The 12,733-nt window shown below is 33.6% G+C and carries 10 protein-coding genes and 6 pseudogenes; 12 read left to right on the plus strand and 4 right to left on the minus strand.

The window, feature by feature from the left end:
- Positions 1–10 precede the first annotated feature (10 nt).
- The gene (locus C7381_RS08800; protein ID WP_425433148.1) at positions 11–91 is read left to right on the plus strand and encodes a hypothetical protein; all 81 of its coding nucleotides are present in this window, start codon (positions 11–13) and stop codon (positions 89–91) included.
- Positions 92–339: 248 nt separating this feature from the next.
- Here C7381_RS08800 and C7381_RS00010 read toward each other — a convergent pair whose 3' ends face one another.
- On the minus strand, positions 340–1,335 hold the full coding sequence (locus tag C7381_RS00010; RefSeq protein WP_116479425.1) for a 3D domain-containing protein: 996 nt from the start codon (positions 1,333–1,335) through the stop codon (positions 340–342).
- 131 nt (positions 1,336–1,466) lie between these two features.
- On the minus strand, positions 1,467–3,422 hold the full coding sequence (locus tag C7381_RS00015) for a YcdB/YcdC domain-containing protein (RefSeq protein ID WP_116479426.1): 1,956 nt from the start codon (positions 3,420–3,422) through the stop codon (positions 1,467–1,469).
- A gap of 128 nt (positions 3,423–3,550) precedes the next feature.
- Here C7381_RS00015 and guaA point away from each other — a divergent pair, with 128 nt between their 5' ends.
- From guaA to C7381_RS00040, 5 genes and pseudogenes are all read left to right on the plus strand, one after another.
- Positions 3,551–5,074 carry a glutamine-hydrolyzing GMP synthase gene (gene guaA, locus C7381_RS00020; RefSeq protein ID WP_116479427.1) on the plus strand — a complete coding sequence of 508 codons (1,524 nt, stop codon included), beginning with the start codon at positions 3,551–3,553 and terminating at the stop codon, positions 5,072–5,074.
- Between the two features lie 344 nt (positions 5,075–5,418).
- Positions 5,419–6,112: pseudogene (locus C7381_RS00025) on the plus strand (KilA-N domain-containing protein); the annotation flags it as partial.
- Positions 6,113–6,157: 45 nt separating this feature from the next.
- A complete protein-coding gene (locus C7381_RS00030) occupies positions 6,158–8,017 on the plus strand; it encodes an AIPR family protein (RefSeq protein WP_116479428.1) in 1,860 nt (619 codons plus the stop codon).
- Between the two features lie 635 nt (positions 8,018–8,652).
- The gene (locus tag C7381_RS00035; protein WP_116479429.1) at positions 8,653–9,087 is read left to right on the plus strand and encodes a GNAT family N-acetyltransferase; all 435 of its coding nucleotides are present in this window, start codon (positions 8,653–8,655) and stop codon (positions 9,085–9,087) included.
- A 78-nt stretch (positions 9,088–9,165) separates the two neighbouring features.
- The gene (locus C7381_RS00040) at positions 9,166–9,693 is read left to right on the plus strand and encodes a GNAT family N-acetyltransferase (RefSeq protein WP_116479430.1); all 528 of its coding nucleotides are present in this window, start codon (positions 9,166–9,168) and stop codon (positions 9,691–9,693) included.
- Between the two features lie 100 nt (positions 9,694–9,793).
- Here C7381_RS00040 and C7381_RS08630 read toward each other — a convergent pair whose 3' ends face one another.
- Together C7381_RS08630 and C7381_RS08650 are read right to left on the minus strand one after the other, a co-directional pair.
- A complete protein-coding gene (locus C7381_RS08630) occupies positions 9,794–9,907 on the minus strand; it encodes a carbamoyl-phosphate synthase large subunit (RefSeq protein WP_245893681.1) in 114 nt (37 codons plus the stop codon).
- Positions 9,890–10,122: pseudogene (locus C7381_RS08650) on the minus strand (helix-turn-helix domain-containing protein); the annotation flags it as partial. The pseudogene C7381_RS08650 and the gene C7381_RS08630, both read right to left, overlap by 18 nt.
- Before the next feature lie 890 nt (positions 10,123–11,012).
- On the opposite strand from C7381_RS08650, the pseudogene C7381_RS00055 reads away from it, so the two are divergent.
- The 6 genes and pseudogenes from C7381_RS00055 to C7381_RS00060 all read left to right on the plus strand — a co-directional run.
- A pseudogene (locus C7381_RS00055) lies at positions 11,013–11,201 on the plus strand (plasmid mobilization protein); the annotation flags it as partial.
- Between the two features lie 10 nt (positions 11,202–11,211).
- Positions 11,212–11,325: pseudogene (locus tag C7381_RS08635) on the plus strand (mobilization protein); the annotation flags it as partial.
- An 80-nt stretch (positions 11,326–11,405) separates the two neighbouring features.
- Entirely contained in the window at positions 11,406–11,534 is a 129-nt protein-coding gene (locus C7381_RS08745) for an LDCC motif putative metal-binding protein (RefSeq protein ID WP_281261742.1), read from the plus strand.
- Positions 11,535–11,610: 76 nt separating this feature from the next.
- Positions 11,611–11,872 (plus strand): annotated as a pseudogene (locus C7381_RS08805) (transposase); the annotation flags it as partial.
- A 181-nt stretch (positions 11,873–12,053) separates the two neighbouring features.
- Positions 12,054–12,149: pseudogene (locus tag C7381_RS08640) on the plus strand (mobilization protein); the annotation flags it as partial.
- 115 nt (positions 12,150–12,264) lie between these two features.
- A complete protein-coding gene (locus C7381_RS00060) occupies positions 12,265–12,714 on the plus strand; it encodes a CopY/TcrY family copper transport repressor (RefSeq protein WP_034546793.1) in 450 nt (149 codons plus the stop codon).
- Positions 12,715–12,733: the final 19 nt, after the last annotated feature.

Below are 12,733 nucleotides of genomic sequence, written 5' to 3' on the forward strand. Positions count from 1 at the left end.
GCATACAAAAATAAAAACATTAAAAAGAATAAGCTACGGCTTTAGAAACTTCGATAGTTTTAGGAATAGAATATTTTTGATGTGTAAATAGAAAAGAATATGTAACAGCGGCGGCGAAAACCCCTAGGGGTTTTGTTTGCCATGCAAAAAATCCGAGAAATTGAACAGAGTTATTTTTAGTAGTTATGTTTTACTGATAATGTGTATTTTTAAATGAAAGAGAGGCTTGTTTTTATGCAAGCCTCCCCCATTGTTGACAAAGAGCCATAAAAAACAAACCCGGAATAATTTTTCCGAGTTTGTCTCTATTATGATTCAAGTCATAAACTTGTGAAATATTTATCTGAACAAACTGTCAGGCGTGCTTGCAGGTAAAATAAAAACTTTAACTTTTCTTCTTCCAAATTGGAAACATTCCCAAACAGTATTCATAAATAAATCGATTCTCATTCCTTTGATTGCACCGCCGGTGTCTTCGGCAATTGCGTAACCGTAGTCCGGATAATTCGGGTCGAGACTCTTTACATAAAGCTTTGTTCCGAGCGGAATAACTCTTCTGTCGACAGCTACAGTGCCGCGTCTTGCTCTTGTGCCCGATGCGGTGATGCCGTAGCCTCTTTGTCCCGGTCTTTTTCCGGTTGAGAGCGGACCTGCTTCGTAAGCGGTTGCATTCATAACATAACTTCTTGAAGCACTTCTTGTAATCGCTTCAATGCCTTTCATCGGAACCTTTACAATCTTGTCAATCGGTTCTTTTTGAACTTCTTCTTTAACCACGATGCTTGATTTTAAAACACCGTTTACATATCTTTCTTTTTTGAAAACTTTGTTCAAACCGTCCACACCTTCCCTAAGCACAATATCTTCTTTTTGTGCAGGGTCGGTTGAATCTTGTTCCAAAACTTCAAAAGGCTTTTCTTTCAAAGTTTCAACAATCTTTTCTACTGTTCTAAAAACTGTAATCTTTCCATCTTCAGGCACTTGGTCTTCCGCAGGCAAAACAAAATCGTCTTTGCCGAGCTTGATTCCAAGATACTTCATGATTTCACCGACATTTTTGTTCGGTACTTTGACGGTCTTTTTAGTTTCGCCGTCAACAAGATTAATTTCGATAAGCGCCTCCGTGCTTACCACTCCTGTTTTATCGTCGATTTTTGTAATTCTATAATCAGGAAAATTCTTCTTAAAATAAGATTTAAGTTCGTCTTCTCCTTTCAAATCAACTTTGTTTTCTTTGTCATTCACGGTAATTTTATAACTTTTAGCATTTGCTTTAACAGCGGAGAAAAAAATCATAAAGCATACCAGAATGCCATATAAAAATTTACGAGTCATAACTCCTCCTTACTTTTATACCTACAACAAAAACATTCTACCATTTTTTTTACCCTCTGTCAAATTGAATGCAATTAAACTTCTTTAAAATAAAAAAGACCCACATAAATGTGAGTCTTAAAATTCATAAACTATCTGAAAATTATACTTGAAATCATCTTAAGCATTTCATGGACAGTTGCATTTTCTTCAAAGTCCATATCCTTGAAATCGCCGGAAAGCATAATCATAAGAGCAGGATATGCCTTTTCTTTTGCTTTTATATCTTCGTTAAAAACATCCGTCCTTATGTCCTCTGGTTTTAGCGAAAGCTTTTTAAGGACGAGAGCCTTTGCAAGAGTTTCGCGTGAAACAGGAGCGTCGAGAGTTTCCTTGTCGAAAATCTTTAAATCCTTAAATCTCTTCATCATTGTATCTGTGTTTTCGTTCATATTTTCATAGAAAAGATACGAAAGATTGTAGAGAAGGTCTTTGTATGTTGCGGTGTCGTCGTATGCCTTGTTGTCGATAACGCCGAAACCTGAAATGACAGCATCTTTTACTTCTGCATCATCTTCAGAGCCTTTTGGAGAATTCAAATACTTTTCGTCATCAGATCCGATTTTACCGTCGGTTGCACGAACCTTTTGAGATCTCATACCGGTGTCGATTGCATAAACAAGTTTTGTTTCCTTTATGTTTTCTCTGTTTTCGTCGACAATAGGCAAAATATAAAGTCTGCATCCGAAGTTTTCTTTCAGTCTTTTGAAAGCATCGTCGCTTGAAATCTTCTTGTCTTCGTGTTCGATGTCGCCCCAAATTCTAGTGAGTCCATAATTTGAAAGACCGTCAGCACCAAATGTGAGATAAATCGAATCGTCCGGCACAAAATACTCGCCGAGCTTTCTCATAAAATGTTTTCTGATATAATAGCCCCGATCATTATCGTCTTCGTCATCATCAAGAATTTCCTTGTACTCATCAAAGAACGGTAACTCATTTTTAATCTTATCTACCCAAGGTGCAACTTTTGATGCATCGGCTTTTCTTTCGTCGTTTCTGCCGTCGGAAGTATAGAATTGAGTAGGAAGTAAATCATCAGCCTTGACTGTCGCACTTGCAAAATAATAATTGCGGCCTTTGTTGTCGTTTCTAAAGTTAAAACTGTAATTGTAAAAATCGGTTCCATAAATCGGATACAAATTTCCGGATTTAAGTTTTTTCTTGTCGAGATTAAAAAACGAAATCGCTTTTTCGAGTGCTTCTTCTTTGGTCTTCAAATTTTTAATCTTATCCTTTTCTTTTATTTCGACTTCGCTCATCGATTTTTCTGCTGCTTCGTCACTAGCATCCTTTGTGTTGGCACCGTATTCGGACCTCCAATAGTCATACTTGACTTTTGAAAAATCTTTTGCATCGACGATAAGACGTTTGTTCCAAGTATAATATGGAACATACTTTTCGTCGATAGACTTCAGCAAATCAAGTCTTGCCGGATATGATTTCTTTATCGCTTCAAAAGCTTCGCCTTCGCCCTTGATTCCCGAAACATCAACTTTAGCATCATATCTTAAAAACATTTGCATCGAATCGGTTGAATCAACCCTGTAGCAATTGCCGTCTTCCTTGTTTAAAGAAATTTGAACGACCGCACCGTAAACGCGCACACCGTTTGAATAAAGTCTATAGTTCAAATTATATTTTGAGTCGACAACTTCCAAATTTTCAAACTTGAGCTCGCTCTTTGGATAAAGCTTTTTCACAAGAGCATCCGCCGTCTTTTTTGCATCTTCCCTCGAGACGAGAGTCCTGTTGAATCTCTTGTAATCGTCAAAATTCTTATTGTAATTCAAAACATTTCCGTTAAAATCGAAAGTGATTCTTTCACTCATGCTGTAATCGTTTTTCATATTCCAATTTATGGATATGGAATGATCACCGACATTACTGTTCACCTCGTCGTAATCCATACTTACGCCGAAAATATCCCTTGCCTTTATCACATATTTGGATATATCCACATTTTCCGTTGAGTCTTCAGCCTTTACAAAAGTTGCAAACAATGAAAACACCATAAGAATTGAAATAACAATTGATAAAATTTTCATAAAAAATTCCTCCTTATTAATATATTATACCCACAATTCAATTGTTTAAAATAATAATAAATAAAACTTGAAAAAGGAGTGCGAAAAAATGTATAATAGGAATAGAATAAAAAATCAGAGGAGGAAAAATGAGCGTAATAATACTTGACTTCAAAGGACAATATTCGCAACTGATTGCACGAAGAGTTAGAGACCTCGGCGTGTTCAGCAAAATATTGCCCGGCGATTCACCAATTGATGAAATAAAAAATGAAAAACCGGAAGCCATAATACTAACAGGCGGTCCGGACAGCGTCTATGAAAAAGATGCAATACACCCTGACGAAAAACTTTTCGAAATCGGAGTGCCAATCCTTGGAATCTGCTATGGAGCACAACTCATGGGCTACATGCTTGGAGGAAATGTACAAAAAGCGGATCCGTCAGAAGCTGAATACGGAAAAGCAATTGCAAACTACGAAGAATCTCTTCTATTCGACGGACTCAAGTCAGGAGCAGTTTGGATGAGCCACACCGACTTCATCGACAAACTTCCTGAAGGATTTAAACCGATTGCAAAGACAAAAAACTGCAACACCGCGGCTATTGCCGACGAATCGAGAAAACTCTATGCAACCCAATTCCATCCGGAAGTAAATAACACGGAACATCAACAGGAAATATTTAAAAACTTCCTATTTAAAATAGCAAAAATCACCCCGAACTGGTCGAGTGAAGACTTCATCGAAAAATCCATAAAAGAAATACGAGAAAAAATCGGTGACGGAAACGCAATCTTGGGCCTCTCGGGAGGAGTCGACTCATCCGTTGCGGCGGCACTTGTAAGTAAAGCGATCGGCGACCGCTTAACATGCATATTTGTCGACCACGGACTTCTTAGAATGAACGAAGCTGAAGAAGTTGAAAAAGTATTCAAAGAAAAATTCAACGTAAAATTCAAAAAAATAGATGCAAAAGACAGATTCCTTGAAAAACTTAAAGGCGTAACGGAGCCTGAAAGAAAGAGAAAAATCATCGGTGAAGAATTTATTCGCGTATTTGAAGATGCGAAAAAAGATGCAAAAGATGCAAAATTCCTCGTACAAGGAACAATCTACCCTGACGTTGTTGAAAGCGGACTAAAAAAAGGCGACGTAATAAAATCGCACCACAACGTAGGCGGACTTCCTGAAGACGTCGACTTCGAACTTGTCGAACCGCTGAGAATGCTCTTTAAAGACGAAGTGAGAAAAGTCGGAAGACTCCTTGGACTTCCTGACCACATGGTCGACCGTCACCCGTTCCCTGGACCGGGCCTTGCAATAAGAGTCATCGGAGAAATCACGGAAGAAAGACTCGACATCTTAAGAAGAGTCGACAAAATCTACATCGACATGCTCCACGAATACAACCTCTACGGAAAAATCTGGCAAGCATTTGCAGTCCTTCCTGACATCAAAACCGTCGGAGTCCAAGGCGACAAGAGAACCTACTCCTACCTCGCCGCCATCCGTGCCGTCAGAACGACCGACGCCATGACCGCCGACGCCTACCCATTCGACCCTGAATTCCTCGACGAAGCACAACGAAGAATCATCAACGGCGTCCCTGAAGTTAATAGGGTGGTGTATGATATTACCTCGAAACCGCCGGGAACCATTGAGTGGGAATAAATTTGCGGCTAAAATTGCGCCTTTTTGCAGTGTTCGCCTTTTTAGTCACTGCGGCGTAGGTATGACTACGCCTCATTCCTAAACATTCTGCACAGCGCGAAATAATTCCGTTTTATCTCGCAAATAGACAGCGTTGTGGTATTAAAATGGGAACATTTGTAAAAAAGAATAAATTGAATAATAGTTCCAAGTGGTTTACATTTGGACAAAAAATTAGACCGTAGTTTTAAGCTGCGGTCTTTTTGTGTGAGTTTTAATTATTTGTAATTTTAGCTTAGATAGCAAATTTAAAAAATCTTAGACATGTAATTAGTTTTTAAAATATGATATAATAAATTTAAATGAACACGCTTAAATTTATAGTATTATGGGAAATTTTAAATAATCCAAATTTCAACCGTGTGAAATTCGGCACGTATAGAAATGAGGCAGGTTTAAATAGATTTACGATGACACCGAGTAAATGGATAGAATCTACAGATGCTATAGGTATAGTTTCAAAAGCAGGCAGGTATGGAGGAACGTATGCTCATTTATGATATAGCTATGGAATTTGCGTCTTGGCTTTCTCCGGAATTTAAGCTATATATTATTTAAGATTATAAAAGACTAAAAGAAGATGAAAACTCAAAATTATCATTAACTTGGAATCTGCATAGAGAAATATCAAAGATTAATTATAAAATCCATACCGATGCAATAAAAGAATACCTTCTTAAAGATTTGACAAATGAACAATTATAATTCAAGTATGCTAGTGAAGCGGATATGTTGAATGTAGCATTATTTAATAAAAGAGCAAAAGAGTGGAGAAATGAAAATCCTAATTTAAAAGGAAATATGAGAGATTATGCAAATATAAATGAACTTTTAGTTCTTGCAAATATGGAAAGTTACAACTCAATTTTAATTGCTAAAGGTATCAAACAAAAAGAGAGAATGATAGAGCTTAGAAAACTTGCTAGAACTCAGCTGCTGTCAATTGAAAAATTGAACAATACAAGTCTTAAGAGTTTGGAAGAAAAATCGAAGAAGTAGGAAGAAAATTTATTCCTAGAAACATATTTTACAAGGAGAATTTATATGAATAAATATGAGTTATTAATTAATACTTTAAATGCACTGAGAAAGGAGGCTCCTAAATCTTATAAAAGCTATTATCCAGATATGAATGATATTAACAAAGTGAATGCTGCAAACTCAAGAGCTTATATTCATTTGCTTCTTAAAGCTAAATTTAATTTGCTAACATTTGAAGAAAGAGAAAAATTTATAACTGATGGTCCACAAGATGGTGGTATAGATGCTTATTATATTGATTATGAGAAAAAAGAAATATATTTTATTCAATCAAAATTTAGAACTAATGATGAGAATTTTAAAACAAAGTTTATATCTTTAGACGAGATAAATAAGATGGATATAGATAGGATAAGCAAAGGAGAAAAAGCGGACAAAAACGGCAAAGATTACAATGGAAAAATAAAAGGGTTAATACGTGAATTGTCAGAAATAGAGCAAATTAGTAGATATAATTTTTACGTAATAATTTTAGCTAATGTAGATAAAGGGTTGGCTGCTGCAATGGAGAAATTATTAGAATTACCTTTTGAAATTTATAACTATGAGAAGGCATATAAAGAATTAGTGTTTCCAATTGTGAGGGGAACGGTGCATCAGGCAACAGACATATCTGTAAACTTAAATTTAGGTTCAAAAAATAATTATACGATGGATTATTTAGTAAAAGAAGGCGAATTTACAACATCTGTACAGTTATTTTTCGTTCCAATAGCTGAAATTGCAAAATTAATGAGTAATTATAAGAATTCAATTTTAAAATATAATCCAAGAAGTTATTTGGGAGCATCAAATAATGAAGTAAATGCATCGATAAAAGATTCTGTTATAAATCGCTCAGATAATGTATTTGCATTATTTAATAATGGACTTACTATACTTTCTGATAAAACATCATTTACTTCAAGGACTGGAAGAGATGGAATGGGGGAATTAGGATTATTAAATCCCCAAATCATAAATGGAGGTCAAACCGCTTATACCTTAGCAACTATTTTTGAGGATGAAAACATAGATAATAGCGTATTTGATAATAAAGAAGTTTTAGTTAAAGTTATTACGTTTGATGAAGAAATGAAAGAAGAAGAGAATAAACAAAAATTAATAGATGATCTTTCATTAACAACAAATAATCAAAGTAAGGTCACTGTAGCTGATAGAAAATCAAATACGGAAGTTCAAATAGATTTTCAAAATTATTTGTTTAGTAATTATGGCTATTTTTATCACAGAAAGACAGGTGAATTTTCTGAAGGCTTAGAAAAAGGTTATATAACTAAGGATCAAATTATTGAAAGAGATACGATAATAAGAATTGTATATGCAATAAATGGGAAGCCTAATGTAGCGAGAAGAAGTTCAGAAGATACACTATACACTATGAGCGATTATGATAGGTTCTTTAATAAAAATCTTGGTTCTGAAAAATATGATAGAATTTACTATTCGTATTTAGTGTATAAGTATCTAGGTAAGAGAGAAAAAGAAATAGTTGATAAAACCATTTATGGAGAAGGATTAAGATATGGGAAATATGCAATAATAAATGTCATTTCTAAATTTTTAACAGATGAATATTTTGATAGAACTGAAGATTCATTAAAGTTGATCGCAGATGAAATTTTAGATCAATGGAAAGAATTTGAACGTATGCAATCAAATAAAAAATCTAATAGTGATTATTTCTATGAAAAAGATGAAATTCTCAAGCAGGAGAGTAAAAATGGTAAAGAAAAAATGGAAAATCAAGTTATTACTAGACGAGTTGAAGATTTTGATAATTATTATAAAGGCTCAACAATTAATAATGATTTAAATGATTACGAATTTAAAATAACTAAGATCGAAGAAACACAATCATGACTAATCTTCCGATACTGGGACTGGGACGGGATTAAAAATGTTTCTACATTGACTAAAAATACAAAAACATTTAAAGATATAAAGGATTATGTAAATTAAAGGGAATTCTTATATTTTATTCTCCGGTACTGGGACTGGGACGGGACTAAAAATCTGAAAACGTCCTATAATTAGATGGATTTAGTGATACTCTAAAAAATAGAATATAGTATTTTGAATGGTTTGGTATATATCGTACGTTTGGAAAAGAAGAATGGGAATAAAAATTTCGCGTTAAATTTGCGAGAAAGGCTTGTTTCGAATTATTTGCTCGTTGCGACGTGTGCCTTTCTCATCAAATTTTCTAGCGAAATTTGATAGAACGGAAGCAAATATATTACTGTTATAAAACCGTTGAAAACACAAGGTTTTAGCGATTTTGATATAGCGAATTTCTCTAAATGATATTGTTTTGATATAAAAAGCGAGAAAAATAGATTCAAAAGGGAGTTGTTGAATTAAGCGAGTTTTACGAGCGATACTTATTGACTGAAGGGCAATAAGGTAGGTAAAAAATTTTAGAAAGCCTTCCATCGTTTTGGTGGGAGGCTTTTGTGGAAAATAGAGAATGGTAGATTAGAAGTTGTGGAGTATGAATGAATATAAGAATTAGAAAAATGACAGTCAGTGATTTGGAACCGCTTTACAAACTTTTGTCGAATTCGAAAGCAATGCAATATCTCGAAGCACCCTATACAAAAGAGCAGGCCGAGCAATTCCTATTTCGATCCGGTCTTTCTGAGACACCATTGATATACGCAGTTGAAAAAGATAACGACTTCATCGGATATGTGATTTATCATGATTATGATTCAGAGAGTGTCGAGATTGGATGGGTTTTAGAACCTTCCTTTTGGGGGTTAGGGATTGCATCATGCTTGACATCAGGGATGATAGCAAAAGCTAGAAACTCAGGTAAACAGGTAGTGATTGAATGTTTACCTGAACAAAAAAGTAGTATTCGGATAGCTGAAAAATATGGATTTCAAAAGTGTGGTAGTATCGATGGACTGATGATATATCGTTTGTAGAGGTAAATCCCTGTCTGTCGGGATAGGTAAATTAGAAGTTATGTGTGTAATGAAGTATTTGGAGGTATATTAAATAATATGATTAATGAAATTAAGGGTAACAATATTATATTGCGTGAGCAAAAAATCGAAGATGTGAAATTCTTTACCTACTGGTACAATCAGCCATTAGTCATGTTCCAATGTGGCTTTACAAAATTTACTGATGAAGAAGCTGAGAAAGAGAGGATTAAAAATGGTCATAAACAGAAAGACTCAGTATGGTATACGATTACAGATTTAGAGGGGAATATAATAGGTGAAACGGGATTGTTACGAATGTGGCCTACCTGGAACTGTACTGATCTTTCGATTATCATCCCTGACCCTAAAATGCAACATAGAGGATATGGAACAGAAGCTATTAGACTTATGCTGAACCTTGCTTTTGATCACTATGAAATGAACCGAGTGGCAATTGGTGTGGTAGAGATGAATACCAATGCATTGAATTTCTATAGAAAAATCGGATTTAAGCAAGAAGGTATTCAAGAGCAAGGATACTACTATAACAACGAGTACAGTGACTTTATTATGATGAGGATTCTTCGCCAAGAATGGCGATAAAATACTAATCGCAATTTGTCTGGCTCATTCAAAAAATTATATCGTGAAAGCACATGACTTTAAGATCATAGAATCTTTCAGTTATGTGCTTTTTCTGTGCCTATTTTATTTCCGGTGGAACTTTGACTGACATCGAGTTATGAAAGCGTTTGAGATTACTTTCTTCAAAAGGAACATAATCTTTTTTTATACTGTCGGGATAATTTACCTTCAAATCTTCAAATTCCTCGTCTGTTATCTCATCGTTATAATGCTTTTTTTTCATCTCATCTCATTCCATTCTATTAGAAAATTATTGAAGTCTACATCATTTGATAAAAGTCCAGTGATTTCTCCATCTTCTGCTGAAGGTCTCAACTTCATGTCTTTTTCATAATCAAAAATTATATGCATTATTTCAAAAATAGAATTAGGTTCATGATCATTAAGGATATTTTATATATTTGAATTATTACAAGAGAATTTATTACATATTTTTGCAAAAGTGAAAATTTTTATGATACAATAATTGCATTAATAGAAGATGTTTTTTTAAACGTTGACTATTAAAATTTTATTAGTAGAGGGGATTATGAGATATAAAACAGCAGAAAAATATATTGATAGAATAATTTTATTTTTATTATTTTTTATACCGTTATATGGTTTTGCAATTCTGAATAGCTCCCAATACACTGGTTGGGACGCGGGAACAACGATGAATACATTTTCAAAAATTACCAACAATATTTTTATATGGTTACTCGCGATCTTTACTCTGCTATCTTTATTAAACTTGTTCTTTATTTTGAAACGCGTATTAAATGGAACCATTACGTGTAAGTATTTTTTAATAAAAATATACCCGTTTAGTATAATATTTTTTTTAAATAGTTTTAGATTTAGTAACCTAATTACTTTTATAAAAAATATTGTTTTGTGAGATTTTTTGAATAATGAAAAGCAGAAATTCAAATGAAAATATTTAGCATAGTTTTATTTTTATTATTGGCTAGATGTATTTGTGCATTTATGTAGAATAACTATAAATAATTATTTTTTCCGGTACTGGGACTGGGACGTGACTAAAAAATCTTAATTTAAAAAATGCATCCGTTTTCGAAGCCCTAGTCCAAAAGAGCGAGTGTGAGCGATGCTCGATTGGTGAATCTTACGGCATCTCGCAAATAGACAGCACTGCGGGATTAAAATGGGAACATTTGTAAAAAAGAATAAATTGAATAATAGTACCAAGTGGATTACATTTGGACAAAAAATTAGACCGTAGTTTCAAGCTACGGTCTTTTTGTCTACATATTACGAGGATTAATTTATTTTGACATTTCCAATGGCTTCTTTCAAATGCAACAAACAATATAAATCAGATTGCAAATGCAACTAATATAACTGGTGTTATTTACAAAAATGAAATCGAATCAATGAATAAGAAGATAGAAAAATTATCAAAAGAAATATGGGATATACATTCCCTAATTCTAAATAAATCAAAAAATAGCTCTGGTTATTAGTATGGTAATTACAAAAAAGAATACCCTTATGCAAGAGTATTCTTTGAATAAAGAGCAATTTTCAGACCTTGTTCAGTATAGGAAAAACTATGAAAATTATTATGGGAAGGAAGTGGAGAGATAAAAAATTGAAAAAATAATTTTTTTCTGGTATAATATTATTGTAAAAAATTTACAAATAATTACCCGAGGAGGTAAAAAAATATTAAAATATTTGAATCTATAAAAAATAGATGGGAAAAATTCTTGAAAAAACTAGCAAAAGAAAATAAAAAATCTTTTGGAAATGAAAGATTAGATTGTTGTTCAATTAACAAAAGAGAATCTAAATAAAGAAAAAAATGACCATGGCGGAGACTGTGTAAAATTTTGTGTATATAAACCTCCTGATTAGGGTAAGTAAAAACTAATCAGGAGGAATTTTTATGCCCAAAAAAGACCAGAAACAAAAAGAAGCAAAAATGTTAATTGAAGAATATCAGCCTCAAAGCGCACAAGATATTCAAGAAGCTCTAAAAGACCTTCTAGGCGATACAATGGAAGAACTTTTAAAAGCGGAATTAGATTAGCATTTACACTATGAATATGGAGAAAAACCACTATCATTAAATACAAGAAATGGTACTAGTAAAAAAACAGTTAGATCATCATATGGACATATAGAATACGAGGCTGGGATCAAATCTTATCCCAATTATCAACCCTTACCCTTATATCAGGATTTAGGTTGATACACAAAATTATTTACAGACCCGCAAAAACGGCTATGAGCATTAAACTCATAGCCGTTCTACTTACCACCTAAAGACTCTCTAAATCAGTTTTCTAAAATCCCTAATTCAATGAGCCTTTATGCAAAAGTATTCTTTAAATAAAGAGCAATTTTCAGACCTTGTTCAGTATAGGAAAAACGATGAAAATTATTATGGGAAGGAAGTGGAGAGATAAAAAGCTATAAGCGTTGCTTACATTTATTAAAAAGACTTGACATAATTCGTTTACAATGGTAAACTTATTTTGAGGATATTTGTTCACATCTGTAGACAACTAGGAGGAAAGGAGAATGAGCACAATAGAATTTAATACTTATATTACAGATGCAGAATGGGAAGTCATGCGTGTAGTTTGGGCAAATGATCGAGTAACTAGTAAAAAAGTGATTTCCGTATTGCAAGAAAAAATGGACTGGACACAATCCACTATCAAAACGATCTTAGGTCGATTAGTTGGAAAAGGCGTACTAAATACAGAGCAAGAAGGTAGAAAGTTTATTTACACTGCCAATATTGAAGAGACAGAAGCCGTAAGGGATTATGCAGAAGATATTTTTAACCGTATTTGCAATAAGAAAGTCGGAAATGTAATAGGAAGCATCATTGAAGATCATGTTTTAAGCTTCGATGATATAGATCGACTAGAAAAAATATTAGAGATGAAAAAATCTTTCGCAGTAGAAGAAGTGGATTGCAATTGTCCAGAAGGACAATGCAAATGTCATTTACATCATCATTAAACATAAGGAGGAATTTAAA

This window comes from Ezakiella coagulans (assembly GCF_003096635.1).
Classification (GTDB): Bacteria; Bacillota; Clostridia; order Tissierellales; family Peptoniphilaceae; genus Ezakiella; species Ezakiella coagulans.